Genomic DNA, 22,263 nt, shown 5'->3' with positions numbered 1-22,263 from the left:
TTATACTGGTAAAATTTCAATATTCAGATTTTCAGCACTTTGTATTTGTTTTACAAAAGATTTACAAAGCTGCCGGATGGAAAAAAGATTAAGAAAATTACATGTTGTAATAAAAGACCTGTCCAATCTGCCAGATTCGCGAGAGAAAAACCAATCTATTTATATGTTGGAAAGCGCAAAGCCGCAAGGACTTTAAACTATCATGCTGCTTTTAAGGCGTAAAAAAATCAAAGATTTTTAGCAAAGATTTAGGCTTGATTATGTGGTATACAATTTTATCGGAGATAATCTTGCACCTTATTTTAGATGGTATAAAAAATAAATTGTGTCCTTTAGTTTCCCAACAAACAAAAAATCCGCAGAAAATTTCTACGGATTATTATGTTTTAGCTTTTTAAAGCTTTATTTAACTATTCTGAAATTCACTGATGAAATGCAGTTTCACATTCGGGAATTTCTCCTGCGTCATATGAATAGTGAATGAAGAATCAGCAAGGAATACCAGCTGGTTGTACTTATCTCTCGCAAGGAATCTTTGTTTTAATCTCGCAAACTCTTTAAATTCTTCAGATTTTTCATCTGCTTCTACCCAGCATGCTTTGTGCATTGAAAGCGGTTCATAGGTACATTTTGCTCCATATTCATGTTCCAGACGGTACTGGATTACCTCGTACTGAAGGGCACCTACTGTTCCGATGATCTTTCTGCCGTTCATTTCTAAGGTAAATAACTGGGCTACACCTTCATCCATCAACTGATCAATACCTTTGGAAAGCTGTTTGGCTTTCAGCGGATCGTTGTTGTTGATATAACGGAAATGCTCAGGAGAGAAGCTAGGAACACCTTTAAAGCTTAGCTTTTCACCACCGGTTAATGTATCCCCGATTCTGAAACTTCCTGTATCATGAAGACCTACAATATCGCCCGGGAAACTTTCATCTACCACTTCTTTTTTGTCGGCAAAGAATGCGTTTGGAGAAGAGAACTTCATTTTTTTTCCTTCTCTTACCAATAAATAATTTTCATTTCTTTTGAATGTTCCGGAAACAATTTTTACGAAAGCAAGTCTGTCCCTGTGCTTAGGATCCATATTCGCGTGGATCTTGAAAACGAATCCTGTGAAGGTATTTTCTTCAGGCTTCACAATACGGGTATCACTTTCCTTAGGCTGCGGCATCGGCGCAATTTCAATAAAGGCATCCAGAAGTTCACGCACTCCGAAATTATTTAAAGCAGAACCAAAGAAAACAGGCTGTAAATCACCTTTCATATAATCTTCACGGCTGAATTCCGGGTATACGGATTGTACCAGTTCAAGCTCATCCCTTAATGTTTGAGCGGCTTTTTCCCCGATTACCTCATCAATAGAAGGATCATTAATGTCGTCAAACTTTATCGTTTCACCAACCTTCTGCTTCTTTTCTTCCAAAAACAGCTGAATGTTGTTTTCCCAGATATTATAAATTCCCTGGAAGTCACTTCCCATACCAATCGGAAGGGAAAGCGGAACAACACTTAATCCCAGTTTCTGTTCTACTTCATCCAGAAGATCGAAAGCATCCTTACCCTCACGGTCAAGCTTGTTGATGAAAACCAGCATAGGAATATTTCTCATTCTGCACACCTGAACAAGTTTTTCAGTCTGCTCTTCGACCCCTTTTGCAACGTCAATAACAACAATTACAGAATCTACGGCAGTTAAGGTTCTGTAGGTGTCTTCAGCAAAGTCTTTGTGACCAGGAGTATCCAGAATATTAATCTTATGGCCTTTATATTCAAATGCCAATACGGAAGTTGCTACAGAAATTCCTCTCTGTCTTTCAATTTCCATAAAGTCGGAGGTGGCTCCTTTTTTTATTTTATTGGATTTTACCGCACCTGCTTCCTGAATAGCACCCCCAAAAAGAAGAAGCTTTTCAGTAAGAGTTGTTTTTCCGGCATCCGGGTGGGAGATAATCCCAAAGGTTTTTCTTTTTTGTATTTCTTTGATTAAGTCTGACATATCGTATTTTGAAGTTACAAAAATCGTGATTTTTTACGAGGTTTTCAAATCTGATGAACTTCTATTTTGAAAATAAACCTATAAATAAGTAAAATACATAGATTAAACCGATAACAATGGCAAAAGCTACCATTGTTATTATCCATTCAAATTTTCCAAATTTTGGGGAAGGAGGGGGTTCCGGTGTCAGATATTCTTCCAAAGTCCGACTGTTTATTTTAAGATCAGGCCGGAAAGTCTGTACACCCAGCAGGAAATGCCGGTAAAGCTCATATTTATTTTTGAAACTATAATAATTGTTATTGAAACTGATCTGGCTCATTACCGTTCCTCCGGATTTATCATACTTAAAAACAAGGAGCGAGTGTGTGAAATACGGCTGATAACCGGTTCTGCTGCTTACATCAGAAAGATACCTGTCGTTGGATGAACAGAGGTCAGAATATTGTAAAGAGGAAATAAGTCTGTTTTCAACATTATACATACCTATTCCTTTTTCATCTACAACCACTCTGTGGTAATCATTTTTTCTGCCTTTGGTCATGTAGATTATAAGAAATACAGAAACAGCAATAAGGACAATTCCTGCAATAAGGAGAATAAAAAACTGATCTGGCTTGTTATAAAGGTAACTGGTAAATCCATAGTCCAAGACTTCATAAAAAAGGGTAAGTATCACAACAGCGGTTGCAATAATCACGGCCCAGACAAGGGCGATTCCCAAATAAGTCAGCGGCCGGTTGATTTCCGATTCCAGAGTGGCAAACTTTTCCTGCATAATTAATCCATTAAGTGAATACCATCACCAGCCAGATCAATAATCCGGCAGTTAAAAATACAGCTAAAAACATCAGAAGCAAAAGCGAGGTTGAGCTTTTATCAAATACCTGCCAGGTTTCTTTGTCAATTGAATAGTCCCGGAAAACCTTCGGATCAATCTTCAGATCCGGCCGGAACGTTGAAATTCCTTTCAGAAAGTGAGCATACAAATGATAACGGTTGTTTACAACATGCATAGGCAGGCTCATTTCGATCTGTTTCACCACATGATCTGCCTTTTCATCCTGTACATGAAATTCAAGAAGGGATTTTAAGCCTTTAGAAGTACTGATGGTGGTAATGTCAAAATCCCGGCCTGAAGAAACAAGCTGGGTGTATAATATTCTGGTCACAACCTCATTATGGGCATTGTAATGGAAGAGACCACTATCATCAATCACAATTTTATTAGCCATCTTTTTTCTTTTCATACCATAAAACCAGACAGAAGGAGCCCAGATAAAACATAAAATCAGAAGACAGATGATTATCGGAACTGTTGTATTTTCCCATCCTCTTTTATAAATTCCATAAACAGGAAGTGCTCCGAAAATAACAAAACAGAATAGAAGAAGTCCATACAGAAGCCCGTTGACAAGCCACGTCGTCAATACACTGATTTTGGATTCAACTGCCGGGAAAAGTTTTTTCTGGTTCATTTTTCACTATGCTTCTCAAGAACAGACGAAAATAAGTATTTCCTTTTTTAGTTGCTTAAGGGTGGCAAAAAAATTATCTTTGTTTTTATTAAATTTTTTACAGAAATAGAATGGAAAATAGCAGATATCCGAAGTATACTTTCACATGGATCGGAGGTCTTGTTTTACTGGCAGGATTATTTATAGGGACAATGTCTGTTTCTTTTTTTAATCTTTTTTGGAAAATAGTTTTCAAAGAAAACCTGGAACTTAAAGAATGGTACCTTATGATAACCAATGCAGTCGGTTTTCTGACAGCAATCGCTTTCTTTGATTTTTTTATTGTAAGACCTTCCACGGGAAAGAAGCTTAATTTTAATTTTTCCACAACCAACTTCTATACTTACGTTCTGATTTTTCCTATGATGATCGGAATGATGTTCATTGCAGAATTTACCACTTCACTTATTCCTACAACAGGTCCGTTTTGGGGAGAATACTATGAATTTTTCTCTCAGTTGATGAACCAGCTTACTTTTGAACCCATCATGATGATCATTATGACGGTCATCATGGCTCCTATTTTTGAAGAAATTATCTTCAGGGGGATTATTCAGAAAGGATTGATGAATAAAGGAGTAAACCCTAAAAGAGCTATCTTTTATGCTTCAGTAATTTTTGGCCTGGTTCATGGAAACCCATGGCAGTTTGTAGGGGCAGTGCTTCTGGGATGCGTTCTGGGATTGGTGTATTATAAAACAAAATCATTGCTGCTGCCTATGCTGCTGCATGCTTTTAACAACCTGTGTTCATCACTGCTTATAACCTATACTAAAAATGAAAGCTTTGCAGAAGCATTTAAAATCCCGGAATGGGTAATACTTATGGTGGGAATCGTGTTGTTTTCACTATTTTACTATCTTTTTACAAAAAAATATAAAGTACATTACGCTGAAATTTAATAGGCAGAGAGAATCGGGAAAAAGAAAATTAAGTAAAAATGAATATAGATATGGAATTATTGGTTGCTACACACAACGAGCATAAAAAAGAAGAGATCCAGCAAATTCTGGGAAATGATTTTACAGTAAAAAGCCTTACGGATTATGCTATTCATGAGGAAATTATAGAGGACGGCGACTCGTTTAGCGCCAATGCTCTGATCAAAGCAAAATATTGTTTTGAAAAAACAGGGATTCCAAGTCTGGGAGATGATAGCGGACTGGCTGTTGAAGCACTGGACGGCAGACCCGGAATTTTTTCAGCCCGTTATGCAGGAGACCATGATTTTGCTAAAAATATAGAAAAAGTTTTAAGTGAGTTAGAAGGAACAGAAAACAGAAAAGCTTATTTTATCACAGTTCTTTGTTATTATGACGAAAATGGAGCTAAATATTTCGAAGGAAAAGTTCATGGAAATCTGTTAACAGAAAATAAAGGACATAAAGGATTTGGATATGATCCGATCTTCGTTCCTGAAGGATACGACAGAACCTTTGCTGAAATGAATCCTGAAGATAAAAATAAAATAAGCCACCGCAAACAGGCTTTGGATCTGTTTCTGGATTTTTTAAAAGTAAAAGATTAATATCAGATCTTTAAGATAATGCTGGCTGATAATATACAATTCCCTTCCATTGGTGGGGAATTTCCTTTTTTTATGGAGCCGGGAAATATAAAAACACAGAAGTATCATGATAAAGAATTATTTTTCGATTTTCTTGTCGTACATTTGTTTATAATAAACTATTGATTTGAGTACTTATTTAACGATATTAGGCTTTAATTCGGCAATTCCTACCATTAATTCTTCACCCACAGCCCAGCTGCTGGAAATAGAAGAAAGACATTTCCTGATTGATTGCGGGGAAGGAACACAGGTACAGCTGAGAAAAGCCAAAGCAAGGTTTTCAAAGATCAACCATATTTTTATTTCGCATCTTCACGGTGATCATTGTTTTGGGCTGCCGGGATTGATTGCTTCATTCCGTTTGCTTGGGAGAGAAAATCCCCTCCATGTTTATGGCCCGAAAGGAATCAAGAAAATGCTGGAAACTATTTTTCAGATTACAGAAACCCATCGTGGTTTTGAAGTCGTATATCATGAACTGGATAAAGACTATTCAGAAAAAATTTATGAAGACAACAGGGTAGAGGTATACACCATTCCTTTAGACCACAGAATCTATTGTAATGGCTATCTTTTCAGGGAAAAACCGAAAGAAAGACATCTGAATATGAAGGAAATTGCCAAATACAGTGAAATAGAAACCTGTGATTATCATAATCTCAAAGCAGGAAAAGATTTCGTGCTTAGTGATGGATATGTTCTTAAAAACGAAGTGCTTACTGTAGATCCTGCTCCTCCGGTTTCTTACGCATTCTGCAGCGATACCCGTTATCTGGAAAGTGTGATTCCGATCATTAAAAATGTAACGGTTCTTTACCATGAATCTACCTTCCTTCACGATCTGAAAGAAATGGCAGATTATACAGGACATTCTACAGCATTGGAAGCTGCAATGATTGCTCAGAAAGCGCAGGTAGGAAAATTAATTTTGGGACACTTTTCCAACAGATATGCTGATCTGACAGTATTTACCGATGAGGCAAGAGCTGTTTTTCCAAATTCTTTTCTGCCAAAAGCGCTGGAAAGCGTAAAAATTTAAGATCAGTATGCTGAATTTTGAAGAGTTAAAAAGTTTTTTAGACGAAAAGGCAGACCGTTATAACACTACCGATTTTATAGAAAATGATCCTATACAGATTCCGCACCGTTTTTCTTTAAAACAGGATGTAGAAATTGCAGGATTTCTGGCAGCAACCATCTCTTGGGGAAACCGGAAATCAATCATTAAATCGGCGGAAAAGATGCTTGAAATCATGGGGAATTCTCCATATGATTTCGTCATCAGCCACACAGAGAAAGATCTGGAAAGTTTTCAGGATAAAAGTATTCACAGAACGTTCAATGGTGAAGATTTTGCTTATTTCATCCGACAGTTCCGCAGGATTTATAAAGAAAATGAAAGCCTGGAAAATCTGTTTATGCTGAAAGATCAGGAAACCAGTTTTCTGCATGCCATCGAAAGATTCAGACATGGATTTCTTGAAACAGAGAAGCACCGAAGTCATAAGCATATCAGTTCACCTTATAAAAACTCTTCCGCTAAAAGAATCATTATGTTTCTGAGGTGGATGGTGAGAAAAGATAAACATGGCGTAGATTTTGGAATATGGGAAAATATCGATCAGAAATATCTGTCTATTCCACTGGATGTCCATACCGGAAATATTTCGAGGAAACTGGAGTTAATCCAGCGGACACAAAATGACTGGAAAACAGTTGCAGAGTTAGATACTGCTGTCAGAAAATTTGATGAAAATGATCCCGCCAAATATGATTTTGCTTTATTTGGACTGGGAGTGACCAAAGAACTTTTATAAACGAAAAAGGATGAAGAAATACGGTGAAAAAACAGAGGTTTTAGAAAAAATTGCAAACGGAATTACATGGTGGATAGGTTCTATTCCGTCACTGATTGCTCATACCTTATTTTTTGTGATCTCCTTCCTCCTGCCACTGCTTCATCTGGTTGAATTTGATAAAATGCTGCTGATTCTTACCACAGTGGTTTCTTTAGAGGCTATTTATCTGGCTATTTTCATTCAGATGTCTGTAAATAAAAGTCATGAAAAAATAGAAGATATCCAGGAAGATATTGAGGATATTCAGGAGGATATTGAAGAGATCAGTGAAGATATCGAGGAAATCAGCGAAGACATTGAAGAGATCAACGAAGATATTGAAGATATTCAGGAAGACATTGAAGAAATTAATGAAGATGAAGAAGATGAAGACCACAATGAAAGAGCGAAAAATGTGATGCTCAAAAGCAATGTAAGTTCAAATAAAAATGAGATTAAAGCATTAAAAGATATTATTGCCCAGCTTCAGAATGAAATTGAAGATCTGAAGAAAGATTAACCGCTTGGGTAAATCTCAGTAATGATAAATGATAAACAGGCCTCTAGACGGGTCTGTTTTTTTTGTTTTCTGATTTTAAAAAATAATCTCTACTAAATTTGTGGAATATTTAGTAATATAAGATATTAGGTGATAAGTTGTTAAAAAAAGCAAACGAAATCCACTTAAATGTGATATAGTTCAAATATTTTGCTAAATTTGGACAAACAAGAATAAAATGTTAGGCTATAGATTAAAAAAATACTTTTTATTTTCGGTATTGCTATTCATATCTGCCGGTGCTTTTGGACAAAATTTACGTAAAAATCCTGCAAAAAAGCAACTTTCAGCAGAAAGTAAGAAAGCAGGCGCATTTATAGATGTAAATGTACCTACTTATGCTCCTTCAGGGTATACCATAGAGGATCTTGTAAAGAAAGTACTGATTGCAGGAGGTTCGCAGTGCGCTGTGCCGAATGTAACCAATGTAACGGTTTCCCCTAATCAGCTGCCCACAGATGCAGACAGAGCATGGGGATATTTTCACAAAGGAACGACCAATTTTCCTTTTACGGATGGTCTTGTTCTCGTTGCCGGAAAAGCAAGAAAAGCAGGGAACGGTCCTGAATCCGGTGTGTTATCGGATGAAGTTGCAGGAGGGGGATTGAATGATCCGGACCTTGTAGCTGCTGTTAATCCTCCTGTTGATCTTAAAGATGTGGTAACGGTAGAATTTGATTTCGTCCCCAACAGCACTCAGGTAAAATTTAATTATCTTTTTGCTTCAGAAGAATATACAAGCGGATATCCTTGTGGGGATTTTGCAGACAGCTTTGCGCTTCTTCTTAAAAAAGCAGGAGATCCTACGTATACCAACCTTGCCATTCTTCCCAACGGAGGGGGGCCTGTAAGTGTAACCAATATCGTTCCGGAAGGAGTTGGATGTGATGATGAAACAAAGAACGAAGAATATTTCGCAGGCTTGAATAACCCTTCAATAGAAACCAACTTTATTGGAAGAACCATTTCTCTTAAGGCGACTGCTACCGTTATTCCGGGGCAGACGTATCACTTTAAACTGGTTTTGGCCGATGCGTCAGATCAAAGATATGATTCCGCTGTATTTATTCAGGGTGGCTCTTTTGATATCGGGATGACCATTGTTGACGAAAACGGAAATCCGCTTGGAGAAACAATCAACATGTGTGATAATACTCCACGGACTCTAAAAGCACAGGTGGTAGCAGCTCCGGGAACAACTTATAGATGGTATAAGGATGGAGATTTCATTCCTTATGCAACCAATCCTACCTATGTAGCAACTTCACCCGGAACTTACGAAGTCAGAACCTATGTAGGGACTACAGAATGCCAGAAAGCAAGTATTATCATTGTTGGCGGAACTTCCCCTCTCGTACAGAGTGCTACCATGAAACTTTGTGCGACTCCTACTGCGAGTACTTTTAATCTGGAAGATGCCAAACCTCTGATCAGTACTACGGCTGGAGCTACATACCGTTTTTATGCCAGCCAGACCGATGCAGCAGCTCAGAATAACAATTATATTACCAATCTTACAAACTATAACGGAACCGATAATCAGGTGATCTATGTTGTGGTGAAAAATGGAGGATTCTGCAGTAAAACGGCTACCCTTACTTTAAGACGGGAAGAAACACCGGTAGTTCAGCTTGATGCTCCAAAAGTAAAAATATGTGCCGGAGAAACTTTAGTTCTTACTGCTTCCGGAGGAGTGACTTACCAATGGGATGATACCTCGTCAAAAGTAGGTGTAAGAACAGTAAGCCCAACACAAACCACTACGTATACAGTGTATGCAATTGGTGCTCAGGGTTGTAAATCATTGCAGCCTGCCAGAATAACCATTGAAGTAGTTCCGGCTATTGTTTCCACCTTAAAAGGCGGTCATATTTGCGTAGGTGATATGATTCTTCTTGATGCAGGTGCCGGTCCCGGATATACCTATGAGTGGAATACAGGAGAAACCACACGGGCAATTACGGTAGGGACGCCTGGAGAATATACGGTAAAGATCAGCAATGGTGTATGTTCTAAAGAATTTAAAGCCCAGGTAATTCGTGCAGTAGTGCCGCAGATTATCAAAGTAGATTATAACGACAGCGGAACGATGGTTCTTACCGCGAGCAATCCAAGTAATGGAACATTAGAGTATTCAGTAGACAATGGCTTTACATGGCAGTCTTCCAATGTCTTTACCAATGTTCCTAAAAACAAAGTAATTACCATCCGTGTTAAGGTGAAAAATACAAGCTGTGAAGGATATTTAGAGTACTTTACATTTGTCATGAAGAATGTAATCACACCTAACGGAGATAAAGTGAACGATATCATAGACTTCAGCGGAGTGAGTGATTATAAAGACTTCAAAGGATTTGTTTTTGACCGCTACGGAAGAGAAGTGTTTAAAGCAGAGAAAATAAGAACCTACTGGGATGGTTATTTCCAGGGGAAACGTCTTCCTACCGCTTCTTACTGGTATCAGGTGACCTTTGAGGATCCTGCAAGCAAGCAGCTAACCGTGAAAACAGGCTGGATCCTGCTTAAGAATATCGAGTAATAACATGTTTTATATATACAGAAGCTGGCTAATATGCCAGCTTTTTTTATGGATTTCAAAATAAAGGAAGTTTTTATTGTAAAATAAATAAAAATGTATTAATGATAATGTAAGTTGTATTCGATGAAGTTTAAATTAAAAAAAATAGTATTTTTGTTTAAAATAATATAAAATGTTAAATAGGAGAAGCAGAAATTTATTTTTGGCATTATTTTTTGCATTAATAGGAAGCTTTGTCTTTTCTCAGACCAGAAAAGGAGTGGGCGTTGCCAACCGGCCTTCTGCAGCGTCCAAGAAAGCAGGAGCTTTTATTGATGTAAATACGCCCAATTATCCTGAGTCCAGCTTTGGTATTGCACAGCTGGTAAAAGATGTATTGATATCCGGCGGAGCCTGTTCAACTTCTAACGTAAGCAACGTTAATGTTTCTCCGAATTTATCTGCAACCAATGCTAACCGCAGCTGGGGATATTTTAATAAAGCAACTACCAATTTTCCTTTTGCAAAAGGGATTATTCTTTCTACAGGATTTGCAGCAAGGGCTGGTAATGACTTTCAGCTTACGCTGGAAGATCAGCTATCTACAATGGGGGATGCGGATCTGGCAGCAGCTTTAAATGTTCCGAACAATGCTCTGAAAGATGCTACTTATATAGAATTCGATTTTGTACCCACTACTACAGAGGTAAAGTTCAGATATTTATTTGCTTCTGCCGAGTATCAGGGGAATTTTCCATGTCAGATTACCGATGGTTTTGCTTTATTGCTGAAAAAGGCAGGTGATCCTACCTATACCAATCTCGCTGTACTTCCCAATAATGCGGGGGCTGTGAGTGTTACCAATATTGTTCCTGCTGATTTTTACTGCGGACCTAAAAATGCAGCTTATTTCGGAGGATTGAATACTGCTCAGATTGAAACCAATTTTAAAGGACGTACCGTTCCTTTAACGGCTACGGCAACTGTAATACCAGGGCAAAGCTATCATTTCAAAATGGTTCTGGCAGATTATACGGATTACCGGTATGATTCTGCTGTTTTTCTGGAAGCTGGATCATTTGATATTGGGGTGAGCATTTTAGACCCTACAGGAGTTCAGCTTCCTGCTTCGGTTAATATGTGTGATAATGCTCCTCAGACTTTCACAGCTTCTGTGCAGGCACCTAATGTAACCTATCAGTGGTATCTGGGCAATGATCCGATTCCCGGAGCAACCAATCCCAGCTATACCGCTACACAACCCGGAGTATATAGTGTAAAAGTATATGTTCAGGGGAATACCTGTCCGGGAACTGCAACGATAACCGTTGTAGGCGGAACTTCTCCTACAGTGCAGAATGCTACGCTAACAGCCTGTTATGGACCGGGGAATGTCACATTTAATCTGCCTTCAGCGCAACCTTCTATCAGTGGAACTCCGGGTGCAACCTTTTCCTATTATGTAAACCAGGCTGATGCGGTTGCCGGAAATGCCAGCACAATTCCAAGTCCGGCTACGTACTCCAGCGCAGGAGGACAAACGGTATACGTCCGGGTAATGAATGGTTTTTGCTCAAAAATAGCAGAATTACAACTGGTAAAAGCTCCGCAGATGACAGCTTCGGCAGCTCCTCCGGCAGTATTAACCTGTACGAACTCGCAAACTACTTTGAACGCTTCTGCTTCTGTTTATCCTGCAGGATCTACATTCAACTGGACTACAACAGGAGGAAATATAGTTTCAGGACAAAATACATTAACTCCGGTGGTGAATGCGCCGGGAACCTATACTTTAACGATTTCAAATACTTACCAGCCTGGAAATCTGACCTGTACGGCAGTTACCAATGTAACGGTAACAGGGGACAGTGCTCCTCCGGTTACAGGTCTTACAGCCAGTAAAATACAAATCTGTAACGGAGATTCTGTTATCTTAACAGCATCCGGTGGAGTTACTTATAATTGGACTGGGCTTTCGGGAACAGGAAATACGCAAACCGTATCCCCTACAGCAACAACCACTTATACCGTTGCCGCAGTAGGCGCAAACGGATGTGTTTCCCAGAATCCTGCGACAATTACGATTGAAGTTTCAAACCCTATTACTGTACAGAATGCTGTGCTGCATAAGTGTTATGCACCGGGACTTACTTATGATCTTACAACAGCACAGAGTCAGATCACTACAGTTGGAGGAGTTACTTTTACCTATTATGTGCTTCAGGCTGATGCGCTTGCTGAAAATAACAATACCATCCCGAATCCTACAAACTATGCACCTCCAGGTAATCAGACGATATATGTTCTTGTAAAAAATGGGGGATGTCATTATGTAGTTTCCCTGCAATTATTAAGAACCGCTGAAACAACTCTTACTATACAACCCCCGCAAACCGTTACCTGTACAACTCCTCAGGTTACTTTAAATGCATCTGCTTCAGTAGTTCCTACAGGTTCTACTATCGCCTGGACAGCAGCGGGAGGAGGGATTATTGTATCCGGAGCCAATACACTTACACCGGTAGTAAGTACAGGAGGTACTTATACACTTACAGTGACTAATGTATCTCAGCCAGGAAATCTGAGCTGTACCTATACTGCCACTGTTACCGTAACACAAGATACAACCCGTCCGACAGCTGCATTGGTGTCATCACAACCAAGAATCTGTTTAGGCGAGTCTGTAACACTGACCGCTTCAGGCGGAGCAACTTATAACTGGGGGAACGGTCTTACCGGGAATGGAAGTACTCAGGTAGTTTCTCCTACAATGACTACTGTATATACGGTACACGCTGTGGGTGCCAACGGATGTATTTCTGCTACCCCTGCCACAGTAACGGTTGTAGTAGGACCTCCTATTGCAGGCATTGCAGCTTCCAGATCAAAAATTTGCGTTGGTGAATCTGTAACCCTTACCGCGACTGGAGGTTTTACCTATGAATGGGATGGCCTTCCGGGTAATGGAAATACTCAGATTGTTACGCCTACCGTTACAACAACCTATTCTGTTTACGCATTGGGAGGAAACGGATGTCGTTCAACACAGCCTGCTACAGTGAAAATTGAGGTAGTTCCTGCTATTGTTTCTACCTTGGCGGATGTTTCAGTCTGTGCGGGAGATACCGGAACATTAGATGCGGGAGCCGGACCAAGTTATACTTATCTGTGGAGTACAGGAGCGACTACCCAAACCATATCTACCAATGTTCCGGGGACATACAGTGTTACCATAAGTAATGGAGTATGTTCTAAAACATTCTCTGCCCAATTACTGAACCCGGATCTTCCACAGTTTACCAATGTTATTTATGAAAACCATGTGCTTACCCTTGTTTCAAGCAACCCAACAGGAGGTGCTCTGGAATATTCTATAGATGGAGGAATAACCTGGCATACATCCAATATATTTACCAATATTCTGGATAATACGAATTACCGCCTGATGGTAAGGGTAAAAGGAGCAAAATGCGGTTCTACACTGGAATTCTTTACATTTGTTATCAATAATGCTATTACTCCGAATATGGACGGTATCAATGATACGATAGATTTCACGGGAGTAAGCGGTTATAATAATTTTGCAGCTTCAATTTTTGACAGATATGGAGCAGAAGTGTTCAAGGCGAAAAAAGGAGATGCAATATGGACAGGTTCTCTGAAGGGAATTAATCTGCCTACAGGAACATATTGGTATAAGCTACAATGGGAACATCCGGCGAGTAAGAAGCTAGAGCAGCGCTCAGGTTGGATATTACTGAAAAACAGAAATTAATAAAATAATAAAACATAAATTATTCACAGAAATCTTTCAATAATGAAAGATTTTTGTGTTTTTTGTGAAGGAGCATTGTATATTTCTGTGATTGAAAAATAATGAATCGACGATATAGAGAAATCTCTTTCTACAAATAAATTAATGGAAATATACATTTTTAAAATGATTGAGAAAGATTTAAAATGCTCTCTCACAATCAAGTGAAAACAAGTTTTTGATATTTTTTTTGTTCTAATTCGTATAAATACCAACATTTTCATCCATTTGGTGCAGATTTATAAAGGTTATTGCTAATTTATTGTTAAATGCTTTTGCTATGTTATTTTGTACTTTTTATGTAAAAAAATTAAATATGTATATGACATGTTTAAAAAAAAATTAAATTTGTTGAAACAAAAGTATTATGAGAAGAATTCTATCTGTTATTTATTTATTCCTTTTAGTCGTCCCGGTTTTTTTATTTTCACAAACTCCACAGCCCCGAAAGCTTGTAAAGAAACAGGCGACTGAACAATCCCGAAGAGCAGGGAACTTTATTGATGTGAACGCAGCTGGCTACAACGAAAGTAATTATTCCATCACACAATTGGTAAAAGATGTTTTGATATCTTCCGGAACCAATACCTGTGTGACACCTACTGTAAATAATGTCAAAATAACCCCTAACCATGCTGTTACCAATAATAACAGATCCTGGGGATACTTCCATAAAGGAACTACGAATTTCCCTTTTAAAGATGGTATTGTACTTTCTACAGGATTTGCCAGAGAAGCCGGAAATAATTTTGTAGATGGACTTAATGCGAATAACGGTGGGGGAACAGATTCTGATCTTGCTCAGGCTATCGGCGCTACAGGAACACTTGCTGATGCAGTTCTTCTGGAATTTGACTTTGTACCTACGACTTCCCAGATTAAATTTAATTATATCCTTGCCTCTGAAGAGTACTACAGCTCATATCCCTGCAATTATGCGGATGCTTTTGCGATATTACTGAGACCTACATCAGGAGGACCTTACCAGAATATGGCGGTACTTCCCGCTGGTGCCGGTCCGGTGAGTGTTACTAATATACGTCCTGCAATAACAGGATTTGGAGGCTGTCCAGCCCTTAACGAACAATATTTTGCAGGCTATAATACCACCAATATTGAAACCAATTTTAACGGGAGAACTGTTCCGCTTACGGCTACAGCTACTGTAACTCCTGGTCAGGAATATCATTTTAAAATGGTTATTGCAGACTATACTCCTTACGCTTCTCCCGATCACGTTTATGACTCTGCTGTATTTCTGGAAGGAGGGTCTTTCAATATCGGGGTAGAACTTTTAGACCCGAGTGGAGCTACACTTCCTTCAGATATCAACGTTTGTGACAATGTACCGCAGGTAATTACTGCTTCTGTAAGCGATCCTAACCTGTTATATCAATGGTTCTTCAACGGAGATCCTATTCCTGGTGCTACCAGTAATACTATTACAGCAATACAGCCAGGTAGTTATACTATCGAAGTAAGTGTACCTGGTAACCCTTGTCCGGGAAAAGCTACCATCGAAATTCACGGAGGAACTACACCTCTTGCACAGGATGCTACATTGCTTCTTTGTGCAACTCCGGATATAACCACTTTTGATTTAACCAATGCTATGTCCTCAATAAGTCCTACACCTGGAGCGGTATTCAGGTTTTATGTAGATCAGGCTGATGCCATAGCTAAGAATGATAACTATATCCAGAATGTGCTGAATTATAATGGTACGGACGGACAAATTTTATACACAGTAGTATCAAATGGTGGCTTCTGCAGCAAAATGATAGAGTTGAAGCTGCTAAAAGAAACAACGCCTACAGCAGGAGTAAAATCTTCCAGGATTAAAATCTGTCCGGGAGAAACAGTAACTCTGACAGCAGAAGGAGGAGCGTCTTACCAATGGACCAATTTCTTGGGAACAGGGAATATACAGACTGCCACGCTTTATCAGACTACTACATTCACAGTATATGCTCTTGGACCTAAAGGCTGCCGTTCATTAAATCCTGCGACCATTACAGTAGAAGTTACACCGGAACTTACTTCCCCTCTGAAAGATGTGGAAATGTGTTTAGGTGACCGTGTTATACTGGATGCAGGTGCTGGTCCTAATTATAAATATTTATGGAATACCGGAGCTACTACCCAGACTATCCTTGCCAGCGATTGGGGTGTTTATACGGTAGAGGTAGATAACGGATTCTGTAAAAAGACCTTTACGGCTAAAGTAGGAGGAGCTGCAGTTCCTTTTGTAACTGCTGCTAACTATGAAAGCGCTAAGAAAACCCTGACTGTTATTGCCGAAAATCCGATGATGAATAATATGCCAAGCAGCCTGGAATATTCTATTGATAACGGAATTTCATGGCAGGATTCTAATGTATTCACCAACCTGTTGGATAATACCAATTATACCATCATGGTAAGAAGAGTGGGGACACATTGTGTGGGCACATTTGAATTCTTTACCCTTCAGATCACGAATATCATCACGCCAAATGATGACGGAATCAATGATGTGCTTGACCTGAAATCTCTGGGTGACTTCAAGAACTTTACAGGATCAATCTTCGACAGATACGGTGTAGAAATGTTCCGTTTCTCTAAAGAACTGCCTGTATGGAACGGAACAGTAGGAGGGAAGAGACTTCCGACTGCAACGTACTGGTATAAATTCAATTTTGAATATCCTAAGTCTAAAGTTCAGATGAACTGGTCTGGATGGATCATGCTGAAAAATAGAGAATAATATACGATAGTCTATCATTAAAAAAGCCTTTCAGATTAATTTGAAAGGCTTTTTTGTTTATTTAACTTCAGTTCGGGATAAGAATTTTTGATTTATAGAGCTTGGAAGCTGGGAGAGGTTATAAAGGTTATCAATAATAGACTTCCCTCTTTTTTTAGCTGATTTGATTTTACAGAGGCTTTCAGTATTTATAACTAAAAGTGACTTCCAGCCTCCTTCTTCCATCTTCCAACCTTTTATATTTAAACTCCTTAACCCGAATTACGGTTATTTATTTTCTTTCCAGAGATTGGCAAAGCTTATGAAGTCGAGAACACTAAGCTCTTCCGCTCTTTTGTCTAAAAACTCATGGGTTTTTAAAGCTTCCGGAATTTCCAGGACCTTCAGAGAATTTGAAAGTTTCTTTCTCCTTTGATTAAATCCGGCTTTTACAATCTTTTTAAAGAGTATTTCATTTCCGGCCAGGCCTTCTTTTGGGTTTCTTGTCAGTCTGATCACTCCCGATTTAACTTTCGGAGGCGGATTGAAGACATTTTCATGTACCGTAAAAAGATAGGATACATCATAATAAGCCTGTATCAGAACGGAAAGAATTCCATAGTCTTTGGTTCTGGGAACCGCTGCTGTTCTTTCGGCAACTTCTTTTTGAAACATTCCTACCATTTCAGGAATCAGTTCATAATGATCTACGATCTGGAATAATATCTGTGAAGAAATATTATAGGGGAAATTACCGATGATGGCAATCTGCTCACCGTTCACGAATTGGAAATCCTGTTTCAGGAAATCTCCCACAAACGTATTTTCTGTAATCTTTGAATAATTGTTTTTCAGGTATTCAATAGATTCGGTATCAATTTCTGCCAGGTAGACGTTCTGGTCTTTTTCAAGAAGATATTTGGTGAGGACGCCCATTCCGGGGCCAACTTCCATCACATTATTATAGTTCTCAAAACTAAGACCTTCCACGATTTTTCTTGCGATATTTTCATCTGTCAGAAAGTGCTGGCCCAGATGTTTTTTTGCTTTTACACTCAAAGTTTTTTATGATTTTATTAACAATGATTTTCTTTATTTCGTCCCAAATTTCGGAAGTTTTTTTCTATTTTAGCCAAAAATTTTAATATTAATGGCTAAATCTGTAGAAGAGTTTAATAAGAAAAGGCTTCGGTCCAGCAATATTACAGTAGTGATAAGTATTGCCCTAGTGTTATTTTTACTGGGTTTAATGGGACTTATTCTGATCAATGCGCAAAAGTATTCAGACTATCTTAAAGAACAACTTGTTGTAAACGCATATTTCGATGAAAACTATGATGTAAAAGATTCAGCTAAAATATTAAAACAGGAAAGCGATGCGGTTCAACAGATCCAGAAGCTGGAATCGGTGAAGCGTACAACCTATATTTCTAAAAAAATGGCTTCAGCAGAAGCTAAGAAGAGTTTAGGAGTAAACAGTGAGGCTCTTTTTGAAGACGATATTTTTCCTGCATCTGTAGAGATTGCTTTGAAACCGGAGTACACAGATTCAACTAAAATTGGAAAAGTGCTTACAGAAATTAAATCGGTGCCGGGGATTGTAGATGTGAAAAATGATTCCGATTCACAGAAGATTTATGACAAACTGAATCAAATCCTTAAATGGATTCTGGCATTCTGTATTTTATTCCTAGTTCTTGCGATTGTATTGATCAATAACTCAATCAGGCTAAAAGTATTTTCAAAAAGGTTTATTATTAAAACCATGCAGCTGGTAGGAGCGAAGCGAAGATTTATCCTTATTCCTTTTATCAAAGAAGCGCTTATTCTTGGAGTTTTAGGTGCCTTACTTGGATTACTGGCATTATTCGGACTTTGGTATTATTTTACAACCACTATAAAAACACCTTTCGTTCAGGACACTAATCAGTATATATGGCTGGTGGTACTGGTATTTGGAGTAGGTATTTTCATCAGTGTATTAAGTACAATCATTGCAACATGGAGATTCTTACGATCTAATGTTGACGATTTATATTATTCTTAACATGAGTAAAAAAACAAATAAATTTTCCGCTTCAGCGTTTGGCAAGGAAACTGAAGTTCCACAGGAAAACGCTTTTTATTTTGGCCAGCAGAACTTCAAGTGGATGCTGATAGGACTTGCATTTATCGTTGTAGGATTCCTTCTGATGATGGGACCGGATGCCAACACAGTGGATGGCAAGTTTGATCCTAATTCATGGAATGACGGCATTTTCTCTATCCGCAGAATCAGAATTGCACCTTTATTTGTTGTAATTGGTTTTGCAATTGAAGTCTATGCGATTTTAAAAAGAAAGTAATTAATCAATTCTTTATTGAGAGATTAAGAAATTAAGAGATTCAGAAGTTGATTGTGAATCTCAAGATCTCTTGATCTTTTAATTTTTTACAGACACAACATATGGATTTAATTAAAGCAATTATCATTGCTATTATTGAAGGGCTTACAGAGTACCTTCCGATTTCTTCTACAGCACATATGGGATTCACCGCTAATCTGCTTGGGTTACCGGATGATGAATTTCTCAAAATGTTCCAGGTTTCCATTCAGTTCGGTGCTATTTTATCTGTGGTAGTGGCTTACTGGAAAAAATTCTTTGATCTGAATAACATCCAGTTTTACTTTAAACTGGGTTTTGCTGTTGTTCCCGCATTGGTTTTAGGATATCTGTTTGATGATAAAATTGAAGCTATTCTTGGAAACCAGATTGCTATTTCTTCCGTACTGGTGTTGGGAGGGGTTGTTCTCTTATTCGTAGATCGATGGTTTAAAAATCCTAAAATTGATGATGAAAAAGGAATTACTATAAGAAAAGCAATTACCATTGGGTTCTGGCAGTGCCTGGCCATGATGCCGGGAACAAGCCGTAGTGCAGCCTCCATCATTGGGGGAATGACGCAGGGACTTACACGAAAGGCCGCTGCAGAATTTTCCTTTTTCCTTGCTGTACCTACGATGCTTGCCGTAACCGTATATTCTGTTTTCCTTAAAACATGGGGGAAAGAAACCGCAAACCCGCAAAAAGGTTACGAAATGATTATGGCTTCTCAGGATCACATCATGATTTTTATTGTAGGAAATGTAGTGGCATTTATTGTGGCCCTGATCGCTATCAAAGCCTTCATTGGTGTTCTTAATAAATATGGTTTCAAACCTTGGGGATGGTATCGTATCTTTGTTGGGATTGCCCTGTTAATCTATTTCTATTTCTTTAAATAAATGAAAAGCAATATTTTAAAGATATTGGCTGTTTCCGGTTCAGTAATTTCCTGTTCGCCGGCACATACCTTGTTTGTGAAGAACAATACCAATGAAAGACTGGACTTTTTTGTTGAGCTGAAAGAGAAAACACAGATTAAGGAGCTTCTGATCTGTAAAGAACTGGTTCCGGATGAAAAGCTTGAAAGTAAAGCCTTTATCAATTATTCTAAAGAAGGGAAATGCTATCACCAGACGGTCAATACCGTCAATAATAAAAGCTATAAATTTACTTTGCCTGTAAGCTATACCATCAATATTGCTCCCAATAATTCTGTTTATCCTTTTAAAGCAGTTTATTATATGAGAGGGGATATAAAATGTTTTATCAATACAGGTACTTCCGCAGACTGTAGGCAGAAAACAAGCCAGCAGCCCGGCTTAGTAAATATCACAGAAATTTTAGAATAATGACAGCTGAAGAACTGCAATCAGGATATGTGTTTTTATTGGACAAGCCTCTGGACTGGACTTCCTTCCAGGCTGTCAATAAAATGAAATATAAGCTTAAAAGAGAATTTAATCTTCCCAAAAAGTTTAAAATAGGACATGCCGGAACTCTTGATCCACGGGCTACGGGCCTGCTTATTATATGTTGTGGGAAATTCACCAAGAAAATTCCGGAAATTCAGGATGCGCCCAAAGAGTACTGGACGGAAATTAAATTGGGAGTTCAGACGGAATCGTATGACACAGAAAAACCTGAGATCCTTCATCAGGACATCTCTCATATTTCAGAGGAAATGATCCGTGAGACCCTCAATAAGTTTGTTGGAGAAATAGATCAGAAACCGCCGGTATATTCAGCGATAAAAATAGATGGCGAGAGAGCTTACAATCTGGCAAGGGCAGGAGAGGAAGTAGAAATGAAGTCCAGAAAGACCACCATATTTTACATTAAAGATGTTAAGATAGAACTTCCGTTAGTCAGCTTTATGGTAGGATGTTCCAAAGGAACTTATATACGAAGTCTGGCACACGATATAGGGCAGGAATTGGGTATAGGTGCTTATCTTACTCAGCTCAGACGTACAAAGATTGGAGATTATACTATTGAAAATGCAACCTCTGATTATTTGGAAAACGAATTCAGATTTGAAAATATATGATGAAAAATTTATTTCTGTTGGGATTACTATTTTCTTCTGCTCAGTTTTTTTCACAGGAGACGGAAACTAAGAAACCCAAAATGGACTTTTATTTCAATCCGTCGCTGAATTTTGGCTATAATGCGGGATATAAAGAACCGGAAGTCAATAATTCTCAATACATTCAGACCCAACGTTTGGGGAAGATCACTTATGGGGTCACAGCAATAGGCGGCTACAATTTTCTTCCTAACTTTGCAGTCGGAACCGGATTGCGATACAGTTTTGTAGAAGATAATAATCACCTGGTGTTCTGGATGATTCAGCCTAAGATTATATTTTCACCGGGAGACCGGCCTTTTTATATCGATCTGAACTATGGTAAGCAGATCAATCATTCAGCGGTTTCTAATTCTGAACTTTGGGGAGGGAGACTTGGAATGATGGTTTCCTACTCAAAAAGGTTGAGCCAGGAAGGAGGAATTGTATTGGAAGCACAAAAGATAAAGGGAAATTCTAATGCTTTTTTCATCGGATTAAGCTATGGAATTACCATTTTCAGCAATAAAAATTATACCGGTTACGGAGAAGATTAATGGAAAAAACGCGCATCAATAAATATCTGTCAGAAGTAGGATACTGTTCAAGAAGAGCGGCAGATAAGCTTTTGGAAGAAGGAAGAATAACAATTAACGGAAAAGTTCCGGAACTGGGAACCAAAGTTTCAGATGAAGATCTTGTGGAAGTAGATGGAAAACCTGTTCGTGAACCACAGGAAAAACCTGTTTATATTGCATTCAACAAGCCGGTAGGAATTGTCTGTACCACAGATACAAAGCGGGAAAAGAATAATATTGTAGATTATATTAACCATCCGCAGAGAATCTTCCCGATCGGAAGACTGGATAAACCCAGTGAAGGCCTGATTCTGCTGACCAGTGACGGTGATATCGTCAATAAAATCCTCAGAGCAAGGAATAATCACGAAAAGGAATATCTTGTTCGTGTAGATAAGCCTATTACCCCTAGATTTCTTGAAAAAATGAGAAACGGTGTGCCTATCCTGGATACGGTTACCAAAAAATGTGAAGTAGAAAAGATAGATGACATGAACTTTCGTATCATTCTTACTCAGGGTCTGAACAGACAGATCAGGAGAATGTGCGAATATCTCGGCTATGACGTAAAAAAACTGAAGCGTATCCGAATCATGAATATCAAGCTGGATCTGCCGGTGGGAAAATGGAGAGATTTAACGGATCAGGAGCTTTCAGCGCTTAATCTGCTGCTTGAGGATTCCAGTAAAACGGTGGATTAGAATGATGAAT

General features: G+C 38.6%; 19 protein-coding genes. 15 read left to right on the top strand and 4 right to left on the bottom strand.

Annotation, left to right across the window (positions count from 1 at the left end):
* Window positions 1-406 precede the first annotated feature (406 nt).
* The 3 genes from J2Y40_RS06670 to J2Y40_RS06660 all read right to left on the bottom strand — a co-directional run bounded on the left by J2Y40_RS06670 (window position 407) and on the right by J2Y40_RS06660 (window position 3,480).
* Complete coding sequence (locus J2Y40_RS06670) at window positions 407-2,002, bottom strand: peptide chain release factor 3 (protein WP_153399424.1); 1,596 nt, start codon at window positions 2,000-2,002, stop codon at window positions 407-409.
* Window positions 2,003-2,063: 61 nt separating this feature from the next.
* Window positions 2,064-2,780: a hypothetical protein gene (locus J2Y40_RS06665; RefSeq protein ID WP_309997929.1), complete on the bottom strand. Its 717-nt coding sequence runs from the start codon at window positions 2,778-2,780 to the stop codon at window positions 2,064-2,066.
* A gap of 10 nt (window positions 2,781-2,790) precedes the next feature.
* Window positions 2,791-3,480, bottom strand: a complete 690-nt coding sequence (locus J2Y40_RS06660) for a hypothetical protein (protein WP_153399428.1) — start codon at window positions 3,478-3,480, stop codon at window positions 2,791-2,793.
* 110 nt (window positions 3,481-3,590) lie between these two features.
* On the opposite strand from J2Y40_RS06660, the gene J2Y40_RS06655 reads away from it, so the two are divergent.
* From J2Y40_RS06655 to J2Y40_RS06620, 8 genes are all read left to right on the top strand, one after another.
* A complete protein-coding gene (locus J2Y40_RS06655) occupies window positions 3,591-4,421 on the top strand; it encodes a CPBP family intramembrane glutamic endopeptidase (RefSeq protein WP_153399430.1) in 831 nt (276 codons plus the stop codon).
* 38 nt (window positions 4,422-4,459) lie between these two features.
* Complete coding sequence (rdgB, locus tag J2Y40_RS06650; protein ID WP_394349966.1) at window positions 4,460-5,047, top strand: RdgB/HAM1 family non-canonical purine NTP pyrophosphatase; 588 nt, start codon at window positions 4,460-4,462, stop codon at window positions 5,045-5,047.
* Window positions 5,048-5,213: 166 nt separating this feature from the next.
* Window positions 5,214-6,128 carry a ribonuclease Z gene (locus J2Y40_RS06645; RefSeq protein WP_153399432.1) on the top strand — a complete coding sequence of 305 codons (915 nt, stop codon included), beginning with the start codon at window positions 5,214-5,216 and terminating at the stop codon, window positions 6,126-6,128.
* A 7-nt stretch (window positions 6,129-6,135) separates the two neighbouring features.
* Complete coding sequence (locus J2Y40_RS06640) at window positions 6,136-6,906, top strand: TIGR02757 family protein (protein ID WP_394349967.1); 771 nt, start codon at window positions 6,136-6,138, stop codon at window positions 6,904-6,906.
* A 10-nt stretch (window positions 6,907-6,916) separates the two neighbouring features.
* Entirely contained in the window at window positions 6,917-7,447 is a 531-nt protein-coding gene (locus J2Y40_RS06635; RefSeq protein ID WP_153399434.1) for a DUF1003 domain-containing protein, read from the top strand.
* A 217-nt stretch (window positions 7,448-7,664) separates the two neighbouring features.
* On the top strand, window positions 7,665-10,025 hold the full coding sequence (locus tag J2Y40_RS06630; RefSeq protein WP_153399435.1) for a choice-of-anchor L domain-containing protein: 2,361 nt from the start codon (window positions 7,665-7,667) through the stop codon (window positions 10,023-10,025).
* Window positions 10,026-10,197: 172 nt separating this feature from the next.
* Complete coding sequence (locus tag J2Y40_RS06625) at window positions 10,198-13,779, top strand: choice-of-anchor L domain-containing protein (RefSeq protein ID WP_153399437.1); 3,582 nt, start codon at window positions 10,198-10,200, stop codon at window positions 13,777-13,779.
* Between the two features lie 406 nt (window positions 13,780-14,185).
* Window positions 14,186-16,564 (top strand): choice-of-anchor L domain-containing protein, encoded by a 2,379-nt coding sequence (locus J2Y40_RS06620; protein ID WP_153399438.1) that lies wholly within the window; start codon window positions 14,186-14,188, stop codon window positions 16,562-16,564.
* A gap of 267 nt (window positions 16,565-16,831) precedes the next feature.
* On the opposite strand, the gene rsmA is transcribed toward J2Y40_RS06620, so the two are convergent.
* On the bottom strand, window positions 16,832-17,602 hold the full coding sequence (gene rsmA / locus J2Y40_RS06615; protein WP_309997921.1) for a 16S rRNA (adenine(1518)-N(6)/adenine(1519)-N(6))-dimethyltransferase RsmA: 771 nt from the start codon (window positions 17,600-17,602) through the stop codon (window positions 16,832-16,834).
* A gap of 91 nt (window positions 17,603-17,693) precedes the next feature.
* Between rsmA and J2Y40_RS06610 the strand changes: the two genes are divergently transcribed.
* The 7 genes from J2Y40_RS06610 to rluF all read left to right on the top strand — a co-directional run bounded on the left by J2Y40_RS06610 (window position 17,694) and on the right by rluF (window position 22,253).
* Window positions 17,694-18,590 carry an ABC transporter permease gene (locus J2Y40_RS06610; protein ID WP_153399441.1) on the top strand — a complete coding sequence of 299 codons (897 nt, stop codon included), beginning with the start codon at window positions 17,694-17,696 and terminating at the stop codon, window positions 18,588-18,590.
* A gap of 1 nt (window position 18,591) precedes the next feature.
* Entirely contained in the window at window positions 18,592-18,888 is a 297-nt protein-coding gene (locus J2Y40_RS06605) for a DUF3098 domain-containing protein (RefSeq protein ID WP_153399443.1), read from the top strand.
* A 101-nt stretch (window positions 18,889-18,989) separates the two neighbouring features.
* Window positions 18,990-19,808, top strand: coding sequence for an undecaprenyl-diphosphate phosphatase (locus tag J2Y40_RS06600; RefSeq protein WP_153399444.1), 819 nt, complete (start codon window positions 18,990-18,992; stop codon window positions 19,806-19,808).
* On the top strand, window positions 19,809-20,258 hold the full coding sequence (locus J2Y40_RS06595) for a hypothetical protein (protein WP_309997916.1): 450 nt from the start codon (window positions 19,809-19,811) through the stop codon (window positions 20,256-20,258).
* Window positions 20,258-20,956: a tRNA pseudouridine(55) synthase TruB gene (gene truB, locus J2Y40_RS06590; RefSeq protein WP_309997914.1), complete on the top strand. Its 699-nt coding sequence runs from the start codon at window positions 20,258-20,260 to the stop codon at window positions 20,954-20,956. Before J2Y40_RS06595 ends, truB begins: the two co-directional genes overlap by 1 nt.
* Window positions 20,956-21,531 carry a hypothetical protein gene (locus J2Y40_RS06585; protein WP_309997912.1) on the top strand — a complete coding sequence of 192 codons (576 nt, stop codon included), beginning with the start codon at window positions 20,956-20,958 and terminating at the stop codon, window positions 21,529-21,531. Before truB ends, J2Y40_RS06585 begins: the two co-directional genes overlap by 1 nt.
* Window positions 21,531-22,253: a 23S rRNA pseudouridine(2604) synthase RluF gene (gene rluF / locus J2Y40_RS06580; protein ID WP_153399452.1), complete on the top strand. Its 723-nt coding sequence runs from the start codon at window positions 21,531-21,533 to the stop codon at window positions 22,251-22,253. Before J2Y40_RS06585 ends, rluF begins: the two co-directional genes overlap by 1 nt.
* The last annotated feature ends 10 nt before the right edge of the window (window positions 22,254-22,263 follow it).

Origin of the sequence: Chryseobacterium sp. 2987, from assembly GCF_031456375.1 — a bacterium.
GTDB classification, from domain to species: domain Bacteria; phylum Bacteroidota; class Bacteroidia; order Flavobacteriales; family Weeksellaceae; genus Chryseobacterium; species Chryseobacterium vaccae.
This window is presented reverse-complemented; position numbering and strand designations above follow the sequence as displayed.

Coding starts and splice junctions, on each gene's coding strand:
- J2Y40_RS06625 (WP_153399437.1), top strand. CDS start 10,198: ATGTTAAATAGGAGAAGCAGAAATTTATTTTTGGCATTATTTTTTGCA.
- J2Y40_RS06595 (WP_309997916.1), top strand. CDS start 19,809: ATGAAAAGCAATATTTTAAAGATATTGGCTGTTTCCGGTTCAGTAATT.
- J2Y40_RS06600 (WP_153399444.1), top strand. CDS start 18,990: ATGGATTTAATTAAAGCAATTATCATTGCTATTATTGAAGGGCTTACA.
- J2Y40_RS06640 (WP_394349967.1), top strand. CDS start 6,136: ATGCTGAATTTTGAAGAGTTAAAAAGTTTTTTAGACGAAAAGGCAGAC.
- rluF (WP_153399452.1), top strand. CDS start 21,531: ATGGAAAAAACGCGCATCAATAAATATCTGTCAGAAGTAGGATACTGT.
- J2Y40_RS06630 (WP_153399435.1), top strand. CDS start 7,665: ATGTTAGGCTATAGATTAAAAAAATACTTTTTATTTTCGGTATTGCTA.
- J2Y40_RS06665 (WP_309997929.1), bottom strand. CDS start 2,780: ATGCAGGAAAAGTTTGCCACTCTGGAATCGGAAATCAACCGGCCGCTG.
- truB (WP_309997914.1), top strand. CDS start 20,258: ATGACAGCTGAAGAACTGCAATCAGGATATGTGTTTTTATTGGACAAG.
- J2Y40_RS06610 (WP_153399441.1), top strand. CDS start 17,694: ATGGCTAAATCTGTAGAAGAGTTTAATAAGAAAAGGCTTCGGTCCAGC.
- J2Y40_RS06605 (WP_153399443.1), top strand. CDS start 18,592: ATGAGTAAAAAAACAAATAAATTTTCCGCTTCAGCGTTTGGCAAGGAA.
- J2Y40_RS06620 (WP_153399438.1), top strand. CDS start 14,186: ATGAGAAGAATTCTATCTGTTATTTATTTATTCCTTTTAGTCGTCCCG.
- J2Y40_RS06655 (WP_153399430.1), top strand. CDS start 3,591: ATGGAAAATAGCAGATATCCGAAGTATACTTTCACATGGATCGGAGGT.
- rdgB (WP_394349966.1), top strand. CDS start 4,460: ATGAATATAGATATGGAATTATTGGTTGCTACACACAACGAGCATAAA.
- J2Y40_RS06585 (WP_309997912.1), top strand. CDS start 20,956: ATGAAAAATTTATTTCTGTTGGGATTACTATTTTCTTCTGCTCAGTTT.
- J2Y40_RS06635 (WP_153399434.1), top strand. CDS start 6,917: ATGAAGAAATACGGTGAAAAAACAGAGGTTTTAGAAAAAATTGCAAAC.
- J2Y40_RS06660 (WP_153399428.1), bottom strand. CDS start 3,480: ATGAACCAGAAAAAACTTTTCCCGGCAGTTGAATCCAAAATCAGTGTA.
- J2Y40_RS06670 (WP_153399424.1), bottom strand. CDS start 2,002: ATGTCAGACTTAATCAAAGAAATACAAAAAAGAAAAACCTTTGGGATT.